Annotated in this window: 19 protein-coding genes; 12 read left to right on the top strand and 7 right to left on the bottom strand. The window is 66.9% G+C overall.

What is annotated here, in order from left to right:
* Positions 1–3: 3 nt before the first annotated feature.
* Positions 4–1,398 carry an ATP-binding protein gene (locus ACN5W5_RS12620; RefSeq protein ID WP_420048856.1) on the top strand — a complete coding sequence of 465 codons (1,395 nt, stop codon included), beginning with the start codon at positions 4–6 and terminating at the stop codon, positions 1,396–1,398.
* A gap of 11 nt (positions 1,399–1,409) precedes the next feature.
* Here the strand turns inward: ACN5W5_RS12620 and ACN5W5_RS12615 are convergent, their stop codons facing one another.
* Positions 1,410–2,306 carry a dienelactone hydrolase family protein gene (locus ACN5W5_RS12615; protein WP_420048855.1) on the bottom strand — a complete coding sequence of 299 codons (897 nt, stop codon included), beginning with the start codon at positions 2,304–2,306 and terminating at the stop codon, positions 1,410–1,412.
* A gap of 329 nt (positions 2,307–2,635) precedes the next feature.
* Here ACN5W5_RS12615 and ACN5W5_RS12610 point away from each other — a divergent pair, with 329 nt between their 5' ends.
* From ACN5W5_RS12610 to ACN5W5_RS12580, 7 genes are all read left to right on the top strand, one after another.
* Complete coding sequence (locus tag ACN5W5_RS12610) at positions 2,636–2,962, top strand: PqqD family protein (protein WP_420048854.1); 327 nt, start codon at positions 2,636–2,638, stop codon at positions 2,960–2,962.
* The gene (locus ACN5W5_RS12605; RefSeq protein WP_420048853.1) at positions 2,959–4,113 is read left to right on the top strand and encodes an ATP-grasp domain-containing protein; all 1,155 of its coding nucleotides are present in this window, start codon (positions 2,959–2,961) and stop codon (positions 4,111–4,113) included. Before ACN5W5_RS12610 ends, ACN5W5_RS12605 begins: the two co-directional genes overlap by 4 nt.
* A complete protein-coding gene (locus ACN5W5_RS12600; RefSeq protein WP_420048852.1) occupies positions 4,110–5,534 on the top strand; it encodes a hypothetical protein in 1,425 nt (474 codons plus the stop codon). The genes ACN5W5_RS12605 and ACN5W5_RS12600 overlap by 4 nt, the downstream gene beginning before the upstream one ends.
* A 20-nt stretch (positions 5,535–5,554) precedes the next feature.
* Positions 5,555–7,771, top strand: a complete 2,217-nt coding sequence (locus ACN5W5_RS12595; protein ID WP_420048851.1) for an urea transporter — start codon at positions 5,555–5,557, stop codon at positions 7,769–7,771.
* 56 nt (positions 7,772–7,827) lie between these two features.
* Positions 7,828–9,426: an ABC transporter substrate-binding protein gene (locus tag ACN5W5_RS12590; RefSeq protein WP_420048850.1), complete on the top strand. Its 1,599-nt coding sequence runs from the start codon at positions 7,828–7,830 to the stop codon at positions 9,424–9,426.
* A gap of 273 nt (positions 9,427–9,699) precedes the next feature.
* Positions 9,700–11,496: an arsenical pump-driving ATPase gene (gene arsA / locus ACN5W5_RS12585; protein ID WP_420048849.1), complete on the top strand. Its 1,797-nt coding sequence runs from the start codon at positions 9,700–9,702 to the stop codon at positions 11,494–11,496.
* A 59-nt stretch (positions 11,497–11,555) separates the two neighbouring features.
* On the top strand, positions 11,556–11,981 hold the full coding sequence (locus ACN5W5_RS12580) for a PPC domain-containing DNA-binding protein (protein WP_420048848.1): 426 nt from the start codon (positions 11,556–11,558) through the stop codon (positions 11,979–11,981).
* A 15-nt stretch (positions 11,982–11,996) separates the two neighbouring features.
* Here ACN5W5_RS12580 and ACN5W5_RS12575 read toward each other — a convergent pair whose 3' ends face one another.
* The 3 genes from ACN5W5_RS12575 to ACN5W5_RS12565 all read right to left on the bottom strand — a co-directional run bounded on the left by ACN5W5_RS12575 (position 11,997) and on the right by ACN5W5_RS12565 (position 14,807).
* Complete coding sequence (locus ACN5W5_RS12575; protein ID WP_420048847.1) at positions 11,997–13,244, bottom strand: NAD(P)/FAD-dependent oxidoreductase; 1,248 nt, start codon at positions 13,242–13,244, stop codon at positions 11,997–11,999.
* Entirely contained in the window at positions 13,241–13,564 is a 324-nt protein-coding gene (locus ACN5W5_RS12570) for a 2Fe-2S iron-sulfur cluster-binding protein (protein ID WP_210826212.1), read from the bottom strand. The genes ACN5W5_RS12575 and ACN5W5_RS12570 overlap by 4 nt, the downstream gene beginning before the upstream one ends.
* 64 nt (positions 13,565–13,628) lie before the next feature.
* On the bottom strand, positions 13,629–14,807 hold the full coding sequence (locus ACN5W5_RS12565) for a cytochrome P450 (RefSeq protein ID WP_210826214.1): 1,179 nt from the start codon (positions 14,805–14,807) through the stop codon (positions 13,629–13,631).
* 111 nt (positions 14,808–14,918) lie between these two features.
* On the opposite strand from ACN5W5_RS12565, the gene ACN5W5_RS12560 reads away from it, so the two are divergent.
* Positions 14,919–15,845 carry a helix-turn-helix domain-containing protein gene (locus ACN5W5_RS12560; RefSeq protein ID WP_420048846.1) on the top strand — a complete coding sequence of 309 codons (927 nt, stop codon included), beginning with the start codon at positions 14,919–14,921 and terminating at the stop codon, positions 15,843–15,845.
* On the opposite strand, the gene ACN5W5_RS12555 is transcribed toward ACN5W5_RS12560, so the two are convergent.
* On the bottom strand, positions 15,846–16,769 hold the full coding sequence (locus ACN5W5_RS12555; protein WP_420048845.1) for a LysR family transcriptional regulator: 924 nt from the start codon (positions 16,767–16,769) through the stop codon (positions 15,846–15,848).
* 94 nt (positions 16,770–16,863) lie between these two features.
* Here ACN5W5_RS12555 and ACN5W5_RS12550 point away from each other — a divergent pair, with 94 nt between their 5' ends.
* Both ACN5W5_RS12550 and ACN5W5_RS12545 read left to right on the top strand, forming a co-directional pair.
* Complete coding sequence (locus ACN5W5_RS12550; RefSeq protein WP_420048844.1) at positions 16,864–17,208, top strand: protocatechuate 4,5-dioxygenase subunit alpha; 345 nt, start codon at positions 16,864–16,866, stop codon at positions 17,206–17,208.
* A 112-nt stretch (positions 17,209–17,320) separates the two neighbouring features.
* Positions 17,321–18,169, top strand: a complete 849-nt coding sequence (locus tag ACN5W5_RS12545) for a class III extradiol dioxygenase family protein (RefSeq protein ID WP_420048843.1) — start codon at positions 17,321–17,323, stop codon at positions 18,167–18,169.
* 392 nt (positions 18,170–18,561) lie between these two features.
* Here the strand turns inward: ACN5W5_RS12545 and rpoD are convergent, their stop codons facing one another.
* Positions 18,562–20,880, bottom strand: a complete 2,319-nt coding sequence (rpoD, locus tag ACN5W5_RS12540) for an RNA polymerase sigma factor RpoD (RefSeq protein WP_420048842.1) — start codon at positions 20,878–20,880, stop codon at positions 18,562–18,564.
* A gap of 289 nt (positions 20,881–21,169) precedes the next feature.
* Positions 21,170–23,176, bottom strand: a complete 2,007-nt coding sequence (gene dnaG, locus ACN5W5_RS12535; protein ID WP_420048841.1) for a DNA primase — start codon at positions 23,174–23,176, stop codon at positions 21,170–21,172.
* A gap of 44 nt (positions 23,177–23,220) precedes the next feature.
* Here dnaG and ACN5W5_RS12530 point away from each other — a divergent pair, with 44 nt between their 5' ends.
* Positions 23,221–24,867, top strand: coding sequence for an acyl-CoA synthetase (locus ACN5W5_RS12530; RefSeq protein WP_420048840.1), 1,647 nt, complete (start codon positions 23,221–23,223; stop codon positions 24,865–24,867).
* The last annotated feature ends 75 nt before the right edge of the window (positions 24,868–24,942 follow it).

Raw genomic sequence — 24,942 nt, 5'->3', positions numbered from 1 at the left:
TCCATGATCGACGCTCGAGCCAAGAAACTGTCTTCGTGGAAGCGCGCCAAGCACCGCATCGCACACTCCATCAAGCTGCGCATGGTGCTGGTGTTCCTGCTGCTCGCGGCGGGCATGACCTTCGTGTTTTTCACGGGTGCGCAGAAGGCGTTTTCCATGGGCTGGCGCGAAGCCGCGCGCCCGCTGCTGATGGACTACGTGGACCGCATCGCCGCCGAGATCACGAACGGCGGTCAACCCAGCGTGGAGCGCGCCTTGTCCATCACCGAGCGCCTGCCGCTCACCGTGCGCATCGCCGGACCGCAGGTGAACTGGGCCTCGCACCCCGGTCAGGCCGAGTCGGACTGGATGCGCGACAAACCCGATGACAGCGGGCCGCGCAACGGTGACAAGAACGGCGAAAAATGGGGCAACGGCAAAGACTGGAACGGCATCCTGCAGCGCGACACCGCCGACGGGCACACCATCCAGTTCGGTATCAATGACGAGGTGTTCGTGCGCCGCCCGCGCCTGATCGGCTACGCGCTCACCTCGTTGCTCGTGCTCACGCTGCTGGCCTGGCTCTACGTGCGCCGTCTGCTCAAGCCGCTGGACGCCATCGGCGAAGGCGCTCGCCGCTTCGGTGCGGGCGACTTCAGCCAGCCCATTCCCGAGCGCTGCCTGCACGGCCCCGACGAACTGGGCGAACTTGCCGCCACCATCAACACCATGGGCCAGGACATCCACCAGATGCTCGAAGCCAAGCGCACGCTGTTGCTCGCCATCAGCCACGAGCTGCGCAGCCCGCTCACACGTGCGCGGCTCAACACCGAGCTGCTGCCCGAAAGCGCGGAGGTGAACCCGCAGCGCGAAGCCCTGTTGCGCGACCTGCAGGAAATGGCCCGTCTCATCACGGACCTGCTGGAGAGCGAACGCCTGGCCACGAAGCACGCCGCGCTGCAGCGCGAACCGGTGGCGCTCGAAGCGCTGGCGCGCGAAGTCATCGGCGAGCTGCAGGCCCGCCACCCCGGGGCCGCACGCACCGCGCTGCACGTTGCGCCCGGCCTGCCCACCCTGCAACTCGACCCGGCGCGCATGCGCCTGCTGCTGCGCAACCTGCTCGACAACGCACTGCGCCACAGCGCGGGGGCGCCGCTGCCGCCCGAACTGCACCTGAGCACCGAAGGGCAGGGCATCCGGATCGAGGTGCGCGACCACGGTCCGGGTGTGCCCGACGAGCAGATCCCCCACCTGACCGAACCCTTCTTCCGCCCCGACACCGCACGCACCCGCGCGCAAGGTGGTGTGGGCCTGGGTCTGTACCTCTGCAAGCTGGTGGCGCAGGCGCACGGCGGCACATTTGCGGTGCGCAACGCGTTGCCCGGGCTGGCGGTGCGGGTGGTGCTGCCGCCGCGCTGACGGCCGGAAGCCTACTTCTGCGCCACCCGGGTGTCTTCGCTGCCCGGATGGCGGCTGAGCGCCATGAAGAACGCGAGCATGCGATCCCGGCTGTCGTCAGCGGCCTGGGGATTCCGGCCCACCAGCTTGCCGAGGTAGCGCTGGGGCACGATGTCCAGGTCGAAGGAGTGGGCCGCTTCGGGGTAGACGACCAGCTGCAGGCTGGCGCCGGTGGAACGCACCCCTTCGCATTCGCTGGCGGGCACCCAGTCGTCCTGGCCACCGCCAAACACCAGCAGCGGTGTCTTCAGTTGCACGGAGCGGCGTTCGAAGGCGCCGCACCAGGGGTAGAAGGCCACGACCCCGCGAAAGCCGTCGGTGGAACTGGCCTGGCCGTGCGGACCATCGCCCTTGGCCACTTTGATGGCCACGCTGCCGCCATTGCTCTGGCCCATGAGGAACACGTTGCCACGGTCGACAAAGGGCTGTGCCTGCAGGTAGCGCAGCGCATCGTGGGCGTCGTAGGTGCGGTAGTCGCGGGCATCCGCCAGCCGGTCGAAGCTCTCGCACACCTTGCCGCCGCCCTGGTTGCGGGGCCCGAAGCTGTCGAGGTTGAGCACCACGAAGCCCTTGCTCACCAGGTGTTCGGCGTAGCGGTTCATGGTGTAGCGAACCGGCGCTTGCCAGCCACCGCAGCCATGCATCAGCACCACGGCCGGAAAGGGGCCATCGCCTTCGGGTCGCGAGAGTTCAGCCCGCAGGCTGATCTTGTTCGCGCTGTGACCCTGTGTGGCCTCAAAGGTGACCCGTTCGCTGGCCTGCGCCGAGTGGGCCAGCAGCACGCCGAGGATCAGCTTGCCCAGCCACAGTGGCAACCGGCGTGACCAGGCGTGCTTGGCGAGACCGCTCGTGTGCTTCAAATCGTTCAACCCTCTGGCGTTGTGTGACGGGGCAACCCGCCATCGGGTCGAACCAAGGGCTGGATTCTCGGATACCCCCCTCAGCACCTGCAAGGTGCAACCGGCCAGAAGGCGCTCATTCCAGCGCGAACGGTGTGCCTGGCTCGCAGGCCACCGGCCGCAGCGAAATTAGAGGTTGCAGTCAACAGAACATTGCGTCTGCTCAATGACTGTCATAGGTGTATTCGCTAACATAAACTTACAAATACAAAGGCACTCTGGAAGCTGGAAAAGGCGAGGTGTTTCGTACTCAGGGGTGAGTGGGTACGCGTCTTGATGTTTGGCAAGAAGGTGCTTTCATGAATAAGAAAAACGGGCAGACAACGGTTACCGCGGATCCCGGTCAAACCGTGTCAAGGGACTCGCGGCGGTTGCAGTTCTTTGGCGAAGAATTCGTGCTCGACACGGTGTCGGGCCTGTTCTACCGGCTCTCGCCGGCGGCCCATCTCGTGCTGCAGGCCCATGAACAGGGTCTGCAGAGCCCGCAATTCCCGGAGCTTCTGACGCAGCACTACGGCATTGACCCGGCGAGTGCTGTGCGCGATGTCGAGCTGCTGCTCAACCAGATGACTTCCCTGGGGTTGCTGCACCAGCAGCCGAAGCGGCTTCAGGAGGGCAGGGCATGAGCACAGCGCCGGGCCGTTCCCAAGCAAGCTCGCACCGCAGCCCGCAGGGCGAAGGTACGCCCATGAGCACGATCCAGCGCAGCGTGGCGGTTACCGGCATGCACCGCGGTGAAAACCCCCAGCCGGGAGCTTCCGTTGTCGCCAGTCTGCGTCGCCAGTTTCCCGGGCTGCGCACGGTCGGGCTTTCCTACGATCCGCTGGAAAGCAGCCTGTACGGTCGGGGGGGCGATCACCCCGATGCGGCCTACCTGATCCCCTTTCCCGGCGCGGGTGCGCGGGCTTTGCTCGACCGGCTGGACATGATCCGCCAGAGCGAAGACATCGGCTTCATCATTCCCTGCCTCGACTCCGAGATCGAAAACTTCCTGCAGCTCGAAGCGCCGCTGAGGGAGCGTGGCATCCGCTGCATCCTGCCCACCCGCCAGTCGTTCGAGGACCGGCACAAGGCTTCGCTCTACGACTTCTGCCTGCGCCACGACATCCCGAGTCCGGTCACCCTCATCGCCCACGACGCGCTGTCGGTGGAGCGCTGTGCGGCCGAGGTCGGCTATCCGGTCTATGTGAAGGGGCGGCTCTACCACGCCGAACTGGTTCACTCGCGCGAGGGGCTGGTGGCCGGGTACGAGGAGATCGTGCAGACCTGGGGCTGGCCCGTGATGGTGCAGGAAACCCTCAGTGGCGAGGAGTACGACGTGACGGGCGTGGGCGATGGCGAGGGCGGCATCGTGCAGAGCTGTTCCATCCGCAAGCTCCTGCGCACCTCTCACGGCAAGGGTTTCGCCGGCATCGTCGTGCAGGACCCGGCCATGGATGCGTTGTCCGAACGGATCATCCGCGCGCTGCGCTGGAACGGCCCTTTCGAACTCGAGTTCATCAAGGTGCCGGGTCGGCCGCACGCGCTGATGGAGATCAACCCGCGCTTTCCGGCCTGGATCGACTTCCCCTCGCAGATCGGGTGCAACCTGCCCGCGCTGCTGTTCGAGCGCCTGCTCGGGCACCCCGTCAAACCACCACCGGCCTGCAGGCCCGGCCAGATGTTCGTGCGCCACAGCGTCGATCTCGCGGGGGACTTCGCCGACTTTGCGGCCATGGCCAGCAGCGGCGAACGCATCTTCCGGCCCTTACAGAAACCAGAGCAGGCCACACCATGAGCCACAACTACCTTCCGCCTTCCATCAGCGCCGAGCTGGGCCGTCACGCGCTGGACGCCGCCGCTGATCGCAACCTCTATGCCCGTGGCACGCGCGCGCCCACTTTGTTCGAGATCGATGGCATTCCTGTGTCGGCGCTGGTGCAGCAGTTCGGCTCACCGCTGTTCGTGTTCTCCGAGCACAGACTGCGTGAACAGGCACGCCGCTTGCGGGCGGCCTTCACCAGCCGCTATGCGAACACCCGCTTTGCCTGGTCCTACAAGACGAACTACCTCTCGGCCATCTGCCAGGTGTTCCACGATGAAGGGTGCATGGCCGAGGTGGTCTCGGACTTCGAATACCAGAAGGCCCGCAAGCTGGGCATGACGGGCAAGGACATCGTTTTCAACGGGCCGTACAAGCCACGCCCGATCCTGGAGCAGGCGATTCGTGAGCGGGCACTGATCCAGATCGACAACTGGGACGAACTCGGCCTCATCGAAGAGCTGACCCGGGACATTGATGTACCCCTGGAGGTGGGCGTCCGCGTCTGGCTCGATGCCGGTGTCCGCCCGATCTGGTCGAAATTCGGATTTGCCGTGGAAAACGGCGAAGCGGCGCGCGCCGCCCACCGCATCCAGGCGAACCCGAAGCTCTCGCTGCACACGCTGCACACGCACATCGGCACCTACATCCTCGATCCGAATGCCTACCGCGTGGCCGTCACCAAACTGCTGGCCCTGCGCGAACAGCTCCATGCCGCGCAACAGCACTGGGTGCCCTGCGTCAACCTGGGCGGAGGCTTTCCATCGAACAGCCTGTTGCACGGGATGACCGGGCCCGCCGAGCTGGTCGTGCCACCCATCGATGCCTACGCCGAGGCCATCACCGAAGTGCTCAACCGCCTGCCCCCCGGGCAGCAGCCACAACTGCGCTTCGAGACGGGGCGCCACCTGGTGGATGAGGCCGGTTACCTGCTCACCTCCGTGGTGGCCATCAAGGGCATCCGGCACCCCATGAGCGAGCAGGCCGGTCTGCGCGACTACAAGGAACAACTGCTCGTGGGCGAGACGGCCCGCACCAGCTACGTCATGGACGCCGGTGTCAACCTGCTCTACACCGCGGCCTGGTACCAGATGGACATACTGCCCTCGCGCTCCGTCGAAGCGCCGCCAGCGCCGTCGCGCCTGTACGGGCCTCTGTGCATGGCGATCGATGTGCTTCGCTACAGCATCGATCTGCCGCCGCTGAAGGTGGGGGACATCCTCACCCTGCACCCGGTGGGGGCCTACAACGTGTCGCAAGCCATGCAGTTCATCGACTACCGCCCGGCGGTGGTGCTCATCGGCATGGATGGCAGGCCCGAACTCATCCGTGCGCACGAGGTGCTGCACGATGTGGACGGCCCCGAGCGCATGCCCGCTCACCTGGTGCATCCGTGACAAAAGCGCTATCAAGCCCCATGACCGGACGCACCGACGGCCCCGAAGTCGAAGCGCCCACGGGCGCCACGGTCCAGGTCCGGCGTGTGTCGGTGCGGGGGGTGGTCGGGGCCTTCGGGCAGTCGCTGGGCAGCGTCTTTTTCATCGGGCAGCCCTGGCTGGGGCTGCTGCTCTGGGCCGCGTTGCTGAGCAGCCCGGCGCTGGCCTTGTTTGCGTTGTGCGGCTTGCTGGCGGGCGTGCTGGTCCAGTGGATCCTGCGTGTCCCGGAAGTGCCGGGCCTGGGTGGCGGCATCAAGGCCAATGCGCTGCTGACGGCGGTGGTCTCGGGCTGGATGAGCGGTCCCATGGGCATGTCCTGGGCGCAGCAGCTGGTGCTGGCCGTCGCCGCCGCGATGGCCGCAGCCTTGGTGACCGCATCCCTCATGCGGGTGCTGGCCCGCAGCTTCCTGCCGGTGCTGCTCTGGGGCTACTGCCTGGTCGCGGCGATGTTGTTCGGCATCTGCCCGGATTGCACCGTGCGCGCCGCCTACACCATGCCCGTGTGGCCGATGCCGGCCGACGCCCAGGGCTGGCTCGGCAGCTTCCTGCGTTCCATGGCGTCGCTCATGTATTCGCCGCATGCCGTGGCCGGCGTGCTGGTGTGCATCGCGGTGCTGCTGTGGTCGCGTGCCATGTTCCTGGCCGGGTTGGCGGGCTGGCTCGGCGGGGCGTTGCTGTCGCTGGCTTTCCAGCGGCTGGGGCTGAGCTTTGTCTGGCTGCCGCTGTCGTACAACTATTTCATTGCCGGCATGGCGCTGGGTGCGGTGATCTTCCTGCCGGGACGGCTGAGCCTGCCGGTGGCCGCCGTGGCCGGTGTGCTCACCGCCTTCTTCGGGCTGGTGCTGCAGTACATGCTGGGCTGGTCGGCCACCAGCTACCTGCCCGTGTCCTCGGCGCTGGTCATCTGGGTCGGCATGGGCGCGCTCACGCTCGCTGGCGAGCGGGCCATCGTGGAGCGCAACGCCATGCCGGGCGAGCCGCCCGAACAGCGCTGGTGGGTCGAGGCCTACTGGCGCGTGCGCTACGGCCGCCCGGTGCCGCTGTTTGCCGTGCCCGTGGCCGGTGAGCTGCAGATTGCCCAGGGCTTTGACGGGCGCATCAGCCACACCGGCATTTACTGCCATGCGCTGGACTTCCAGCGTTCCCCCGCGGCCGAGGCGGTGGGCGGTTCGATCTGGGGCGCTGCCGTCACGGCGCCGGCGCCCGGCATCATCGAGCGGGCGCACGACGGCGTGGCGGACAACCCGCTGGGCGTGAGCAACTACGCCGAGAAGTGGGGCAACCATGTGGTGATCCGCCTCGATGCAGGCGGCTGGGCCATGCTCGCGCACCTGCAGCAGGGCACGGTGGCGGTGGTGCCGGGAGCCCGGGTCGAGACCGGCAGCTACCTCGGCCGCGTGGGCAATTCCGGTCGCTCACCGACGCCGCACCTGCACCTGCAGTTGCAGGGCTCGCCCGAACCCGGTGCGGCCACGCGCCCGTTCCGGCTCGCCAACTATTTCACCGCCGAGGCGACCGCAGCCGCATTGACACACTGGCACGCCTCGGCCGTTCCCCCCGAGGGCGAAGTGCTGGCCCAGGCGCAGGCCAATCCGGTGGTCTACAACACCCTGGTTGGCATGGCCCCGGGCACCGCGGTGTGGACCAGCGAGGTGCAGGGCGACATTCCGCGCGCGTTCAATCCCGGGCAGGCCCATGTGCAACAGCTCCGGGTACGCATCGACAGCCTGGGTGAGCAGGTGCTGGACGCTGGCCCGCAAGGGCGACTCGTGCTGGCGCTCGATCCCGATGCACTGCGTGTCATGGCGCTGGACGATGCGAGCGCGCCCTTGTTGCGCCTGCTCGCGATGGGGGCCGTTTCCATGCCATATGCGGCGCGCGTGGGAACCCGCTGGAGCGATGTCGCGCCGGTGGTGCCCGGTGGCGGCTGGTGGCGGCCCTGGGCGCTGCTGCTGGCGCCTTACCGGCCCCATCCGTTTCCCGTCGTCAACGGTATCTGCACCGCCGTCGCGGAGCCTGGCCCGAGCGGTTCGCTGCTGGAGTGGGTGAGCATCCTGCAGACACCCGGTGCGTCCGGGCCGCACAAGCTCACGTGCCAGTTTGCCCCCTTGCGGGGACCTGTGAAGCTCCAGGCCGAATTTGCGACCGGGGTCCTCACTTACCGCCTCCTGTCCTTTGAGCCCGCGCCCACCGTTTGACGGTGTTCGCGGCGGCGAGGTTCTGTTTTGTGTCCAACCTGAAGGAGATCATGATGATGAAACTGGGAAAAAAATCCGCATTGACGCTCACCGCACTGGCCATGCCCCTGGTGCTCACGGGTTGCGCCAACGTGCTGCGCGTGGCACCCCACGCCGAGCTCAAGGTCTTTGATCCGGTATGGACCACCGCGTACATCACGCGCAACCACGGCTACCTGATCTACGACACCCTGTTCGCGATGGACGAGAACTTCGAGCCCCAGCCGCAGATGGTGGACAAGTGGACCGTTTCGCCCGACAGCAAGACCTGGACCTTCACCCTGCGCGAAGGCCTGAAGTGGCACGATGGCACCGACGTGACGGCCGAGGACTGCGTGGCCTCGCTGCAGCGCTGGAGCAAGCGCGACGGCGCGGGTCAGCAGCTGTTTCGCGACGTCGAGAGCCTCACCGCCCAGGACGCCCGCAGCTTCACCCTGAAACTGCGCGAGCCCAACGGCCAGGTGCTGCAGACCCTGGCCAAGGTGTCGGCCAATGTGCCCTTCATGATGCCCAAGGCGGTCGCTGCAACCGATCCCTTCACGCCGATCACGAGCAAGGTCGGGTCTGGCCCCTACCGGTACAGCTGGGCGCAGTCGAGGCCCTTCGTCAAGACGGTCTACCTCAAGAACAAAAACTACGTGCCGCGCGCGGAGCCGCTGTCGATGACGGCGGGCAGCAAGGCGGGCCAGGCCGACCGCATCGAGTGGATCTACCACGACACGCAGGAAGACATGGCCCGTTCGCTGATCCGGGGCAAGGTGGACTACATCGAGTCGCCCTCGGTCCGGGTGCTGCCGCTGTTCGAAGGCAAGAAGAAGATCGTGGTGAACACCACCGATCCGCTGGGCAACATCGCCATGGCGCGCTTCAACATGCTGCAGCCCCCGTTTGACAACCTGGGCGTGCGCCGGGCCGTTCTCATGGTGATGCAGCAGGAGGACTACATGCGCGCTGCGCTGGGGGACCCCAAATACTGGCGCACCTGCTACTCCATCTTCCCCTGCGGCACCCCCTTGTCCAACGACGCCGGCAGTGCCGCGCTGAAGGCCCCTGGCCTGGATGCGGCCCGCAAGGCCTTGCAGGACGCCAGGTACGACGGCGCGCCGGTGGTGATCCTCAACCCGGTGGACAGCCCGGTGATCTCGGCCCTCACGCAGGTCACGGCCGAGAAGCTGCGCGCCATCGGCATGACGGTGCAGGTCCAGGACATGCCGTGGGCCGAGCTCACGCAGCGCCGCGTGAACCGCGGACCGGTGAAAGACGGTGGCTGGAGCATGTTCCACACCTGGTGGCTTGCCGGTGACCTGCTCGACCCTTCGGCCATCGCCTATTCGGGCGATCCCGAGACCGGCTGGTTCGGCTGGCTCAAAGACGCCGAGCTCGAAGCCCAGCGCGCCGCCTTCAGCCGGGCCATGACGCCGGCCGACCGCAAGGCCGCGGCCGAGAAGGTGCAGCAGCGCATCGTCGACGACGCGGCCGTGGGCATCCTCGGGCAGTTCTTCGAGCCCGTGGCCTACAGCAGCAAGATCAGCGGCATCACCTCGCCCATCCAGTTCTACTGGCAGATGTGGACCGAATCGCCTTTCATGCGCTCGCCCGCGCAACCCGCCCGCTAGGATGAAACTCCCCCCGCGCCGCTTCGCGTCACCCCCCTCAAGGGGGGCGGCACTGGCCGTCCGGCAAAGCCGGCCCGGCGGTGCCCTGGGTTGGGCCGTTTCATGCGGCGCGGGTGGCGCTCCGGCACCATAGAAAACTGAAGTGGAGTGAGCGGCGCTGGGCGCCCGCAAGCCGGTCACGGTTGCCCCGCCGGGACTGGCGCCGCAGCGTCACGTGGCTTGTTGTGCGTCATGGTTGGCGGGCCGGGGTTGTGCGATGCTGTTGGCATGAACATGCCCACGCTTCCCGGCTTCGCCACCGCGCCCACCCGCTTCCTGTTTTTCACCGGCAAGGGTGGTGTCGGCAAAACATCGCTCTCCACCGCCACGGCCATCGCGCTGGCCGACGCGGGCCAGCGCGTGCTGCTGGTCAGCACCGACGCCGCGTCGAACCTCGATGAAATGCTTGGCGTGCCGCTGTCCAACCGGCCCGTATCCGTGCCCGGTGTGCCGGGGCTGGAGATGCTCAACATCGACCCCGATATCGCCGCCGAGGCCTACCGCCAGCGCGTGCTCGCGCAGCTCGAAGCCGGCGCCAGCGACGACGAACGCCAGACCGTGCGCGAACAGCTTTCGGGCGCCTGCACCACCGAGATCGCCGCCTTCGACGAGTTCGCCGCGCTGCTGGCGGGCGAGGGCATCGACGGCAGCTACGACCACGTGGTCTTCGACACCGCACCCACCGGCCACACCCTGCGGCTCTTGAGCCTGCCCAAGGCCTGGACCGGCTTCCTCGCCGGCAACGACCGTGGCGCCTCCTGCCTCGGCCCGCACTCGGGGCTGAAGATGCAGGAAGCCCGCTTCAACGCCGCGCTGCGGGCTCTCAGCGACCCCACGCTCACCACCGTGGTGCTCGTCACCCGGCCCGACCCGCGTCCCATGCAGGAGGCCGCGCGCACCGCTGAAGAGCTGCGCCGGCTTGGCCTGGCCAACCAGCGCCTCGCCGTCAACGGCGTGTTCCACGCCATCAGCGCCAGCGACCCCATCGCCAACGCCATCGAAGCCCTCGGCCGTCAGGCATTGAATGAGATGCCCGACGAACTCGCCCGTCTGCCGCGCGACGAGGTGCCGCTGCGTGCCTTCGACACCGTGGGCCTGCCGGCGCTGCGGGCGCTGCTGCAGGGCGGTGAGGTAACCGCACCGGTACCCGCATCGGCAACGCCCGCGCTGCCCGCCGAGCCGCTGTCCAGAATGGCCGACGAGCTCGCCGCCGTGGGCCACGGCCTCATCATGGTCATGGGCAAAGGCGGTGTGGGCAAGACGATGATCGCCGCCGCGCTCGCCGTGGGCCTGGTGCAACGCGGCCACAGCGTGCACCTCACCACCACCGACCCGGCCGCCCACGTGGCCGACGCGCTGAACGGCAGCCTCGAAGGCCTCAAGGTCGGTCGCATCGACCCCAAGGCCGAGACCTCCGCCTACATCGCCAAGATCATGGCCACGCGCGGCAAGGACCTGGACGAACCCGGCAAGGCCCTGCTGCTCGAAGACCTGCAGTCACCCTGCACCGAAGAAGTCGCCGTGTTCCACGCCTTCAGCCGCGTGGTCAACGAAGCGCGCAGCGCCTTCGTGGTGCTCGACACCGCGCCCACCGGCCACAGCCTGCTGCTCATGGACGCCACCGGTGCCTACCACCGGCAGATGACGCGGCAGTACGAAGGCAAGGCGGAAGGCAAGGGCCTGCACATCATCACGCCGCTGATGCGCCTGCAAGACGGCAGCATGACGCGCGTGATCATCGTCACCCTGCCGGAAATCACCCCGGTCAGCCAGGCCGCCGCGCTGCAGGACGACCTGCGTCGCGCCCAGATCGAGCCCTGGGCCTGGGTCATCAACAAAAGCATCGCCGCCACCGGCACGACCGACCCGCTGCTGCAGGCGCGGCTGGCGGGGGAAATCCGGCAGACCGAGCGGATCGCGGGCGGGCTGGCGAAGCGGACGTTTGTGCTGCCCTGGTTGCCGGAGGCGCCGGTGGGGGTGGGGGCATTGGGTGCGCTGGTTGAAGCGCCAGAGCAATCGCCTGCCGCTTAGTGGGCAGGGCGATCATGAACCCGTGATGCACGGGACCACCCAGATTCGAAACAGAGCATATGAAAACCCTCCCCCTCCGCCTCACCCCCGGTCAGGACCTGCGCGAAGCGCTCGAAGCCGCCGTGCGCGCACAAGGTTGCCAGGCCGCGTTCGTGCTCTCGGGCATCGGCAGTCTGGTGGATGCGCGCATCCGCTTCGCCGGGGCGGACGAGTCGCTGCGCATCTGCGGGAACTCGGAAATCCTGAGCCTCTCGGGCACGGTGGGGGTGGGTGCTGCGGGCGATGCCGGGCGGGGGCATTCGCACCTGCACATGGCCGTGGCGGCCGCCACGGGCGAGGTGTTTGGCGGTCACGTGGCGCCGGGTTGCCAGGTGCGCACCACGGCCGAGGTGTTGCTGGCCTTGTTGCCGGAATGGGCGTTCACGCGTGAGGCGGACGCCTCCACCGGGTTCGCCGAGCTGGTGGTGAAGGCGCGCGAGGCCTGAACCCCGCGCAGCCGCTCACTTCACCAGCAGGCTCGCCAGATCAAACCCCGTATCGCCCGCCTGCTCACGCGTGGGCGAGACGCCGGCGTCGAGCAGTTTGCGCACCAGCAGGTGGTCTTTGCTGGCGTTGACGCTGTCGGCGGCGATGAGTTGCTCGCCCTTGAAGTGGTAGACGGTGAACGTGCCAGCGGCCATGTCACCGCGCACGGCCCAGCCGTCGGCGCCCATGGAGAGGCCGGCCATCTGCAGCTTCTTGTCGTACTGGTCGCTCCAGAACCAGGGCGTGGCGGTGAAGGGGCGCTCTTGCCCCAGCAGCGCGGCGGCGGCGCTCTTGCCCTGTTCGGTGGCGTTCTGCACCGATTCGAGCCGCAGCAGGTTGCCGTCGGCCAGGCGGCGCGCGGTGCAGTCGCCGGCGGCCACTATGGAAGGTTCGCTGGTGCGGCAGCAGGCGTCGACCACGATGCCACGGTCGCAGGCGAGCCCGGCGGCCTGGGCGAGCTGGTCGTTGGCGCTGACGCCGATGCCGACCACCACGAGGCCTGCGGGAACGACGCTGCCGTCGGCGAGCTTCACGCCGGTCACCCCGTTCGCGTCGGCTTCGATGGCCGCGACCTGCGCACCCAGCATCAGTTGCACGCCGTGGCCGCGGTGCAGCTCGGCGTACCAGTCGGAAAGCACCGGCGCGAGCACGCGGCCGAGCAGGCGCGGCGCAGCTTCGAGCACGGTGACGGCCAGGCCTTTCTTGCGCGCGGTAGCCGCGACTTCGAGGCCGATGAACCCGCCGCCGATGACCACCACCGGGCGCTGCTGTTCGATGCACGCGGCCAGGCGGTCGGCGATGGCGCTGGCGTCGTCGCGCGTGCGCAGGGCCAGCACGCCGGGCGCATTGCCGCCGGGCAGGGGCAGGGCGCGCGGCGTGCTGCCGGTGGCGAGCACGAGGCCGGTGTAGGGCAGGACGCAGCCGTCGCCGAGCATCACGGTCCGGGCGCTGCGGTCGATGGCTTTGACGGTCACGCCGGTGCGCAGCGCGATGTTCTTGCGCGCCAGCATCTCGGGCGCGCGCATCACCAGTTGGGCCGCTTCGATCTCGCCGGCCATCCAGGCTTTGGAGAGCGGCGGGCGGTGGTAGGGGCCGTGGGGCTCGTCACCCAGCAAGGTGATCGCACCTTCGTAGCCACCGGTGCGCAGGGCTTCGGCGGTCATCACGCCCGCCTGGCCCGCGCCGATGATGACGATGCCGGCCGCGCTGGTTTCGGCGTTCATTCCTGGCATTCCGGCAGGTGCACCACGCCGCCTTCCAGCGCGGGGCCAGCCTTGATCTGGCAGGCCAGGCGGCTGTTCGGACGGCGCTCGGCCACCACGTTCTCCAGCATGTCGAGCTCACCCTGCGTAGGCGCGGGCAGCACGCCGGCCAGCAGTTCGTCCACATAGCAGTGGCAGGTGGCGCAGGCGCAGGAACCGCCGCATTCGCCCACGATGCCGTCCACGCCGTTGGCCGTGGCGCCCTGCATCAGGCTCCAGCCGTCAGCGAGGTTGAGGGTGGTGGACTGGCCGTTGGCCTCGATGAAGGTGATGTTTGCCATGGTGTCTCCTGAAAACAGAAAGGCGCTGCCCGGTGACAGGCAGCGCGATGGTAGGGGATGCGCCTTAAGCGGCTCTGAGTTCGAGCACCAGCGGGCTGCGGAAGGTGCTGGAGGGCATCCACGGCAGCTGGTCGGCCACGCGGCTGTAGTCGGGCACCACCTTGTGGAACTCGTCGAAGGCGATCTTCACCGCCAGGCGCGCGATCGCCGTGCCCAGGCAGGCGTGCACACCGCCGCCAAAACCGAGGTGACCGCGCGGCTTGCGGGTGATGTCGTACACGTCGGGGTTGGGGTACTGGCGTTCGTCGCGGTTGCCGCTGCCGTAGGCCAGGCAGACGAAGTCGCCTTCCTTCATGGTCTGGCCGTGGATGTTCACGTCCTTCATCAGGCGGCGGCGGAAGCGTTGGGCCGAGGTGTTGAAGCGCAGGCTTTCTTCGATCGCGTCGGGCAGCAGCTCGGGGTTGGCCACCACGGCCTTGCGAGCGTCGTCGAAGCTGGCGAGGTTGTAGGCGAACATCATCATGAAGCCACCGAGCGATTCGACGCCGGCCATGATCAGCGTGGTGGTGGTCAGCAGCACCTCGCGGTCGTCCAGCCGGTCACCGTCGATCTCGGCCAGCGCGAAGTTGCTGATCAGGTCGTTGCGCGGCTCGGCGCGGCGCATCGCGATCACCTTGCTGGCGTACTCCTGCATCCAGTTGTAGGCAGCGATGTGCTCCGGGCCCTTGGCGCGGGTGCGGGCATCGCTCTGCACCATCAGCACGGCGTTGTCGCGCACGATCTGTTCGTCCACGATGGCCTCTTCGCCCATGGGCAGGCCGAGCGCGGCCATCAGCACCTTGACGGTGAATTGCGACGAGACTTCCTTGAAGTCGAACTGCTTCGTGCCCTTGAGCTGGCCGAACACCTGCTTGGCCACGTCGCGGATGGGCTCTTCCAGCGCCAGCAGGTTGCGCTTCATGAACGCGTGCTGGATCAGGCCGCGCAGGCGGTCGTGTTTCGGTGGGTCGGAGCTGCCGAGCGTGGCGCCGGCGCGGCCGGGCAGCTCGGTCATGAGGTTGCCGCTGGCGCTGGAGTAGGTCTGCCAGTCCTGGCCGGCCGAGACGATGTCGGCGTAACGCGAGAGGATCCACATCTGGGCCTCTTCGCTCCAGAAGCAGGGCGCCTCGTCACGCAGGTGTTTGTAATAAGGGAAGGGGTCGGCATCGACGGCCGGTGAATACGGATCGAAATGGAAGCTCATGGCAGTGTCTCCTGTGGGTGGAATCCGGTACGGACTGTAGGCCTCCCGGCGCCGATTGGCACTGCACTTAGCAGGGATAATTCTTGTACTTTTGGATCAAGGTGTTCCGCCATGCCTCAAACGAACGACACCCCGCCACGCACCCGGCCCTCGCGCGGCCAGCCCGTGGCCATCCCGCGTTTTGCACTCTACGGCGAGGCCGCGGCACCCGGCCAGGACATGCTGCACATCGAGTCGGTGGAGTCGCGCAGCCGGCTCTACCACTGGGAGATCGAGCCCCACGTGCACCAGGGCCTGTACCAGATCCTCTGGCTGCAAAGGGGCTCGGCCGAGGTGGTGCTGGACGAATGGCGCGCCTCGGTGGCCGGGCCGGCCGCCATCGTGGTGCCGCCGGGGGTGGTGCATGGTTTCGTTTTTGCGCCCGAAACCGATGGCCGCGTGCTCACGCTCAGCGCGCGTTTTCTGGTGGAGGGGGAGTTCCAGGCCGTGGGGGAGGCGTTCCAGGCGCTTTTCTCGGCGCCGGGTGTCTTGCATTTTTCGCCCGAGGATGGCGAGGCCCAGCGCCTGAGCGTGCAGCTCGGCGAGCTGGCCGCCGAGTTCGCCTTGCCCGGCTCGGCCGATGCGCCGGTGGTGCAGTGGCTGGCTCGGGCCGTGGTCTGGCGCCTGGCCCGCGCAAGCGAGCAGGGTCAGCGCGAGGGTGGCGAGCGCGCCCACCAGCACCAGGCGCTGTTCACGCGCTTCCTGCTGCTGGTGGAGCAGCATTTTCTGGAGCACTGGCCACTGGAGCGCTACGCCTCGCGCCTGGGGTTGTCCACGCAGCGGCTCAACCGCCTGGCGCGCGCGGGCAGCGGGCGCAGCGCGCTGGAGCTGGTGCACGAGCGCCTCACGCGCGAGGCCTGCCGGCGGCTGGTGTACATCGCCGCGCCGGCGGCCAGCCTGGCGCTGGAGCTGGGCTTTGAAGACCCGGCCTACTTCTCCCGCTTTTTCAAGCGCCGCACCGGCCTGAGTCCGCAGCGCTGGCGCGAGGCGCAGCGCTGATCAGCGCGTGGCGCGGGGTACCCCGGCCGTCGCGTCCGGCGCCAGCGCGTCGAGCCGTTCACGCAGCCAGCGGTGGGCGGGGTCGTCCTGGTGGCGCCGGTGCCAGATCATGTACATCGGCAGCGAAGGGCAGGGCGTCGGCACTTCGGTGCGGGCGAACTCGCGCATGAAGCTGTCGTGCAGCAGGGCCGGCGCCGTGGCCAGCAGCGGGCTGCCGCGCAGGAAGGCGGGCAGGCCGCCGAAGCCCGGCACCATGACGGCAAAGCGCCGGAGCATGCCCTGCGCGGCGAGCGTGCGGTCCAGGTAGAGCGTGCGTTTCGGCTCGTAGACCACGGTGATGTGGTCGGCGGCCAGGTAGTCGGCCAGCGTGGCCGGCGCCTCGCGCACCGCCGCGTCGTAGTAGACGCAGTAGCGGTCTTCGAAGATGCGTTTCTGCACGATGTCGCTGCCCTCGGGTGGGCGCGGGCTGATGGCGATATCGCAGACGCCGTCGCGCAGCATCTCCAGGCTCGGGATGTCCGAGGGGATGACGCGCAGCGCCACGCCGGGCGCCTGTTCGCGCAGCACCCGCGCCAGCGCGGGCAGCAGCACGTCGCGCTGGAAGTCGTTGGCGGCGATGGTGATGGTGCGTTGCCAGCGCGCAGGGTCGAAGGCGCCGGTGTGGGCAAAGCCCTGCAGCTGGCGCAGCAGTTCGCGCGCTTGCACGGCCAGCTCACCCGCGCGCGCCGTGGCCACGATGCCGCGCCCGCTCTTCACGAACAGCGCGTCGCCGGTGATGCCACGCAGCTTGTCGAGCTGGTGGCTCACGGCCGACTGCGTGACGCCCAGCGACTGCGCCGCGCCGGTGATGCTGCCCGCTTCCACCACGGCCACCAGCAGCTGCAACAAGCGGACATCCAGATCTGACCAATCGAAATCATTCATGTATTTGATGATCATTCATCTGTTTATCTTTGGCAATGGTCTGGGAATACTGGCGGCTTGACCCAAGTCAATCCACCCCACGCAGGAGATACCCGTGAGCAAACCCATCCCCGGCACCACGCCCTTTGACGGCGACATGGCCAAGAAGGGCTACGCCCTGAACAAGATGTGCTTCTCGTTCAACGACAAGGCCAACCGCGATGCCTTTGTCGCCGATCCCGAGGCCTACATGGCGCAATACGGCCTGAACCCGCAACAGGCCGACGCGATCCGTTCCAAGCAGGTGCTGGCCTTGCTGGACGCCGGCGGCAACGCCTACTACCTCGCCAAGTTCGCCGGCATCTTCGGCCTGGACATGCAGGACATCGGCGCGCAGCAGACCGGCATGACGAAAGACGAGTTCAAGGCCAAATTGGTGGCCGCGAACCTGCAATGCTGACCCCCCTGCGCCGCTGCGCGGCTTCCCCCCAGGGGGACCACGCCTGTGGCCTGGCAAAGCCAGTTCCACGGCGCGTGCTGGATCGATAACCGGAATTCATAGGAGAACAGACATGGCACAACTCATCGGTGGCCTAGCCACATCGCACATTCCCGCCATCGGCGGCGCCATCCACAAGGGCAAGCAGAACGAGCCTTACTGGAAGCCCTTCTTCGACGGCTTCCCGCCGATCCACGACTGGCTGGGCAAGGTCAAGCCCGACGTGGTGGTGGTGTTCTACAACGACCACGGCCTGAACTTCTTCCTCGACAAGATGCCGACCTTCGCGGTGGGCGCCGCCGCGACCTACAGCAACGCCGACGAAGGCTGGGGCATCCCCACGCTGCCGCCGATTCCCGGCTGTCCGGAGCTGTCGTGGCACATCATCAACCAGCTGATCGCGAAAGAGTTCGACATCGTGACCTGCCAGGAGATGCTGGTGGACCACGCCTGCACGCTGCCGCTCAAGCTGTTCTGGCCCGAGCACGAGGTGGCGCCGGTGCAGATCGTGCCGATCGACATCAACACGGTGCAGTTCCCGCTGCCGACGGCCAAGCGGGTCTACAAGCTGGGCAAGGCGGTGGGTGAGGCGATCCAGAGCTGGGACAGCGACAAGCGCGTGGCGGTGATGGCCACGGGTGGCCTCTCGCACCAGCTGGAAGGCGAGCGCGCCGGCTTCATCAACAAGAAGTTCGACCTGCAGTTCCTGGACAGCATGGAAACGAACCCCGAGTGGGCAACGCAGTTCAGCGATCTGGAGCTGGTGGAGAAGGCGGGCACGCAGGGCGTGGAGCTGCTGATGTGGCTGGCCATGCGCGCGGCGCTGACCGCCGGTGGTTCGGGGGTTCGCAAGGTGCACAGCAATTACCACATCCCGATTTCGAACACCGCAACGGGCGTGTTGGCGCTGGAGACGGTTTGACGTTGTTCTTGTCGTGATTTGAGAGAGGGAGCCTTGGGCTCCCTTTTTTCGTGCCTGCTTGGTAGGCGGGTGCATGGAGCGCCGGGTACTTGACTCCGCTCATGTCCCCCGGAACGGGCTGCGCCCGTTCCTCCTCCTTTACTTCGCTGCGTCAAGCACCCGACGCTCCATGCACTGAGACCGTGTGGGCGCGCCTGCGGTGGCGAGCCAGCAATACGCCCGGTTCGACGCAGTCGGGTGTTCTGCATAGCGAAGTAAAGGAGGAGGCGGCGGAACGCCGCCGGGGGACATGAGCGGCGCAGAGCGCCCGGCTGCGTCGAACCCGCCAACCAAGCAGGCACAAAAAAGGGAGCCAAAGGCTCCCTCTACAGGCACGTCAGAAAGACCGCCGATTACATCGAATCGATGAAGCTGCGCAGCTTGTCCGAACGGCTCGGGTGCTTGAGCTTGCGCACCGCCTTCGACTCGATCTGACGGATGCGCTCGCGCGTCACGTCGAACTGCTTGCCCACTTCTTCCAGCGTGTGGTCGGTCGACATCTCGATGCCGAAACGCATGCGCAACACCTTGGCCTCGCGCGGCGTCAGGCTGTCCAGAATTTCCTTGACCACGTCGCGCAGACCGGCCTGCATCGCAGCCTCGATCGGCGCGGTGTTCGCCTGGTCTTCGATGAAATCGCCCAGGTGCGAATCGTCGTCGTCGCCGATGGGCGTTTCCATCGAGATCGGCTCTTTCGCGATCTTCATGATCTTGCGGATCTTGTCTTCCGGCATCTCCATCTTCTCGGCCAGGATGGACGCATCGGGTTCAAAACCGTGCTCCTGCAAATGCTGGCGGCTGATGCGGTTCATCTTGTTGATCGTTTCGATCATGTGCACCGGGATGCGGATCGTGCGGGCCTGGTCGGCGATCGAGCGCGTGATCGCCTGGCGGATCCACCAGGTGGCGTAGGTCGAGAACTTGTAGCCGCGGCGGTATTCGAACTTGTCCACCGCCTTCATCAGGCCGATGTTGCCTTCCTGGATCAGGTCCAGGAACTGCAGGCCGCGGTTGGTGTACTTCTTCGCGATGGAGATCACGAGGCGCAGGTTGGCCTCGATCATTTCCTTCTTCGCGTCGCGCGACGTGGACTCGCCCGAATTCATCCGCTTGTGGATGTCCTTCAGGTGCGCCAGCGGCACGACCACGCTGCTCTGGATGTTCATCAGGCCGGTCTGCAGTTCCTGCACCGGCGGGATGTTGCGCTGCATGATCACGCTCCAGGGCTTGCCGGCAGCGGCCTGCTTTTCAACCCACTTCAGGTTCAGCAGGTTGGCCGGGAAGTCGGCGATGAACTTGTCCTGCGGCATGCCGCACTTGTCCACGATGATGCGGCGCAGTTCGCGCTCTTTCTTGCGCACTTCATCGACCTGGCTGCGCATCGTGCTGCACAGCTTTTCAATCGCCTTGGCGGTGAAGCGGATCGACATCAGCGTCTCGGTGATGGCGAGCTGCGTCTTCAGGTAGGTCGGCGTGCCGTAGCCTTCCTTGTCGTAGGTCTTGTGCAGCTTCTCGAACAGCGTGCGCAGGGTGTCGAAGCGGGTCAGCGCTTCGCGCTTGAGTTCCTCGAGCTTGCGGGTGAGGGCCTTGGAGCCGCCCTTGCCGTCGTCGTCGTCGGCTTCGTCGTAGTCGTCAAAGTCTTCTTCGGCCACGTAATCGTCGGCCGCGTCGGCGTCGGCAAAACCGTCCACCACGGTAGAGATCACGACCTTGCCTTCGCGGATGTCCTCGGCCATGGCCAGGATGTCGGCGATGGTGGCCGGGCTCTCGCTGATGGCGGCCATCATGTCGTTCAGGCCGCCTTCGATGCGTTTGGCGATTTCGATCTCGCCCTCACGCGTCAGCAGCTCGACCGTTCCCATTTCGCGCATGTACATGCGAACCGGGTCGGTCGTGCGGCCGAATTCCGAGTCCACCGTGGAGAGCGCCGCTTCGGCTTCTTCTTCGGCTTCTTCTTCGGTCGCGGCGGTGGGGCCGGTGTTGTTCAGCAGCAGGGTTTCGGCGTCGGGCGTCTGTTCGTAGACGGCCACACCCATGTCGTTCAGCAGCGAAACCACCACTTCCAGCGTCTCGGCCTCGACCAGCTTGTCGGGCAGGTGGTCGTTGATTTCGCCGTGCGTCAGGTAGCCGCGGGTCTTGCCCAGCTTGATCAGGGTCTTCAGGCGTTCGCGGCGGTTCTTGGCCTCTTCTTCGGACAGGACGGTTTCGTCCAGGCCGAATTCCTTCATCAGCGCGCGCTCCTTGGCCTTGCTGATCTTCATGCGCAGCGGCTTGACCTTCTCGACCGGCTGGGCGGTAGCGTCGACCACTTCGGCCTCGGCTTCGACTTCACCGGTCAGGTCGTCTTCGATGTCGCTCAGGTCGGCGTCATCCAGGTCGGCGCCTTCTTTGGCAGCGGCCTTGGGTTTGCGGCCGCGTTTGGCAGCGGGTTTGCCGGCCGAAGCGGCTTTGGCCGGGCGGCCCGCCTTTTTCTTCGACTCGGCGCTCGCGTCGACAACGTCGAGCTCGTCGGCAGCGGTCTTGCGGGCGGTGGATTTGGCAGCGGGTTTTGCAGGCATCTTGGCGGTCACAGAGGTTTTCTTGGGCACTTCGGGAGCGGCTGTGCCAGCTGGGGCCTTGGTGGCTGTTTTTGTGCGGGACTGGACAGGCGTACTGGACTTCTTCGCAGGCATGAGGACCTCAAAAAATGGCAGGAACAGGACCGGCAGAACTCACAAAAATCGCCAAAAAGGTCGCCGCAGGCGGCCACTCCGGTGGTTTTTGTCTGGCACTACGCCCACCTTTCGCCGGAAAGGGCGGGCCTGCAAGCTGTGTGGGCGATCATTTGGTGTGCAGTCCTTGCGGGGTTCCATCAGGCCCAAGGGGCGCTGAGGTGGCCAGGGGGATTCCCGAGTTGCCCCTGTCTGGGGGCAGGCCTGTGCCGGAGGTGCTGCTGTCGCGCTTGCGGTGCGTAACCTTACATTATACCGGCGGAGCGCTTTTCAAGGCCTTGATGCGTTCATTGACCCGCTTGTAGTCTTCGTACGCCGTGGCGTCGCCCTGCTGCACCCGGGCTGCCAGCAGGCCGGCCAGGGCCTCCAGGGCGTCGCCGCGCAGTCGGTCCATCACGTCGGCCAGCTCGGCCAGCTCCAGCGCCGAGTCGGCGCCCATGGTGGCCTGTTCCACCTGGCCGCAGGCAAAAGCTTCGTGTTCACCGCCCCGCAGGGCCTCGCGCAACGCCGCCCAGGGCTGCGGGCCGTGTTCGTGCAGCTGCGCCTCGAGCCAGGCGAACACCGGCCCATGGGGCGCCGGCAGGTGCGCGAGCATGGCGTGGTCGTCCGCGGACAGCGTGTCCCAGGCCTGGGCATTGGCCAGCAGCAGGCCCACGGCCCGGTCGGCCCGGCTGCCGCCTGCGCGGCGCTGGCCGAGCATGCGCGGCGGTGGGGGTGGGCCTTTGCGCCACTTGCCAAAACCCTTGTTGCCGTAGGTGCCTTTGCCGTAGCCACTGCTTGCGCCGCCGCCATACGATCCACCGCCTGAAGGGCTGAATGACTGGGTGTAGCCGCCTCCCGGTTGATCCCCGAGGTCCTGGGTGTGGCTGCCACCGTCATAGGCGTGCGCCGGGGACGCCGGGGACTCGTGGTTCGTTGGGCGCTGGGGGCGCGCGCCGCCACCGGCCTGTTGCCAGAGCTGCAGCAGGTCGGCACTGCCGATGCCGATGCCGTTGGCCAGCTCGGTGATCAACTGGCGCTTGAGTGCGCCGTCGGGCAGGGCGCTCCACAGCGGGCGGGCCTGGCTGGCCATGCGGGCGCGGCCTTCGGCGCTGGTCAGGTCGCAGTCGGCACTGGCGGCGTCGATCAGGAAACGCGAGAGCGGCACCGCATCCTTCACGCATTGCGCAAAGGCCTCTTCGCCGTTGGCGCGGATGTAGCTGTCTGGGTCGTGCTCGGCCGGCAAGAAGAGGAACTTCACGCTTCGCGTGTCGGTGGCCAGGGGCAGGGCGGCGTCGAGCGCCTTGCGCGCGGCGCGCCGGCCGGCGCCGTCGCCGTCAAAGCTGAACACCACGTTGTCGGTGAAGCGGAAGAGTTTCTGCACGTGGTCGGGCGTGCAGGCGGTGCCCAGCGTGGCGACGGCGTTGGCAAAACCCAGCTGGGCCAGGGCCACCACGTCCATGTAGCCCTCGGTGACGAGCGCATAGCCCGCCACGCGGATGGCGGTGCGCGCTTCGAACAGGCCGTAGAGTTCGCGGCCCTTGCTGAACACCGGCGTCTCGGGTGAGTTCAGGTATTTGGGTTCGCCTTTGTCGAGTACGCGCCCGCCGAAGCCGATGTACTCGCCCTTGACGTTGCGGATCGGGAACATGATGCGGTCGCGGAAACGGTCGTAGCGTTTCGCTTCGCCGTCCTGGCCTTTTTCGTCGGCGTGTTCGATCACCATGCCGGACTCGACCAGCAGCGCATCCGCATAGTCCGGGAACACGCTGGCCAGGCTGCGCCAGCCTTCGGGCGCGTAGCCCAGCCCAAAGGTCTTGGCGATCTCGCCCGAGAGGCCGCGGCCCTTGAGGTAGTCCACGGCGCGCGGCGAGGCCTTGAGCTGCTTCATGTAGGCGTGCGCGGCCTTCTCCAGCACGTCGTTGAGCGTCAACTGCTTCTGGCGTTGCTGCGCCGCGCGTTCGCGGTCCTGTGGCGAAGCGTCGTCTTCGGGCACCTGCAGGCCGGCCTGCTGGGCCAGGTCTTTCACGGCTTCAATGAAGCTCATGCCGGCGTGTTCCATCAGGAAGCCGATGGCGTTGCCGTTGGCGCCGCAGCCGAAGCAGTGGTAGAACTGTTTGGTTGGGCTGACGCTGAATGAGGGTGACTTTTCACCGTGGAACGGGCACAGTCCCATCAGGTTGGCGCCGCCCTTCTTCAGTTGGACATAGCGGCCCACCACGTCGACCACGTCGACGCGGTTGAGCAGTTCCTGGATGAAGGTCTGGGGGATGGCCACCTGAGTATTCTCCCCCACCCGAAAAGAACGACAGGAGACACCCCATGACCAGCATCTACGACCAGGATCTGCCCCGCACCGAGGCCAATTTCGCGCCCATTTCGCCGTTGTCGTTCATCGAACGCACGGCCGAGGTCTACCCGGACCGGCTGGCCATCGTGCACGGCGCGCTGCGCCAGACCTGGAGCCAGACCTACGACCGTGCCCGTCAGCTGGCCAGCGCCTTGCAGCGCGCCGGTATAGCCAAGAACGACACGGTGGCCGTGATGCTGCCCAACACGCCGCCGATGGTCGAAGCGCACTTTGGCGTGCCGATGGCGGGCGCGGTACTCAATGCGCTCAACACACGTCTCGACCCGGAGGCGATTGCTTTCATGCTGGACCACGGCGAAGCCAAGGTGGTCATCGTGGATACGGAGTTCGTCGGCACCCTGAGCAAGGCGCTGGCGCTGCGACAGCACAAATCGCCCCTGCTGGTGATCGACGTGGAGGACGCCCTTTTCACCGGTGAGACGCAGTCCGTGGGCAGCACCACCTATGAATCGTTCCTGGATGGAGGCGACCCGGCTTTTGCCTGGAGCCTGCCCGCCGACGAATGGGACGCCATCGCGCTCAACTACACCAGCGGCACCACCGGCAACCCCAAGGGGGTGGTCTACCACCACCGGGGTGCGGCCATGAACGCGATCAGCAACGTGCTGGAGTGGGACATGCCCAAGCACGCGGTCTACCTCTGGACGCTGCCCATGTTCCACTGCAACGGCTGGTGTTTCCCCTGGACGGTGGCGGCGCGCGCGGGTGTCAATGTCTGCCTGCGCCGGGTGGACCCGCAGGCGATCTTCGACGCCATGCGCGACCACGGCGTGACGCACTATTGCGGCGCACCCATCGTGCACGGACTGCTGGTCAACGCGCCAGCGGCCATGAAAGCTGGCGTGCCCGCCGGCATCAAGGCCATGGTGGCGGGTGCCGCGCCGCCGGCTTCGATGATCGAAGGCATGGAGCAGATGGGTTTTGACCTCACCCATGTGTACGGGCTGACCGAGGTCTACGGCCCGGCCACGGTCTGTGCCAAACACGAAGCCTGGGACGATCTGGACATCGGCGAACGTGCCCGCCTCAACGCGCGCCAGGGTGTGCGCTATCACCTGCAGCGCGACGTGCGCGTGTTGAACCCGGAGACGATGATGCCCGTGCCGCAGGACGGCGAGACCATGGGCGAGATCATGTTCAAGGGCAACATCACCATGAAGGGATATCTGAAGAACCCGACGACGACACAGGAGGCCTTTGCTGGGGGCTGGTTCCACAGCGGTGATCTGGCGGTGCAGTATCCCGACGGCTATTTCAAGATCAAGGACCGCAGCAAGGACATCATCATTTCGGGCGGTGAAAACATCTCGTCGATCGAGGTGGAAGACGTCTTGTACCGCCACCCTGACGTGCTGGCAGCGGCCGTGGTGGCGCGGCCCGATCCGAAGTGGGGCGAGACGCCCTGTGCGTTTGTGGAGCTGAAGTTTGGCGTGCACACGACGCCCGAAGACATCGTGGCGCACTGCAAGAAGCACCTGGCCGGGTTCAAGGTGCCGCGTTTTGTGGTGTTCGGTGAACTGCCCAAGACGAGCACCGGGAAGATCCAGAAGTTCGAGTTGCGCAAGCGGGCTGGGTCGGCGGCGGCGATTGACGTCTGACCTGTTTCCTTCCGGCACCTCGCGCCTGGACCTCGCGCAGGTCGACGGCGTCACCCCCGTTCTCCGGCCCACGCT

Origin of the sequence: Hydrogenophaga sp. ZJX-1 (genome assembly GCF_048590325.1) — a bacterium.
Lineage (GTDB): Bacteria > Pseudomonadota > Gammaproteobacteria > Burkholderiales > Burkholderiaceae_C > Hydrogenophaga.
This window is presented reverse-complemented; position numbering and strand designations above follow the sequence as displayed.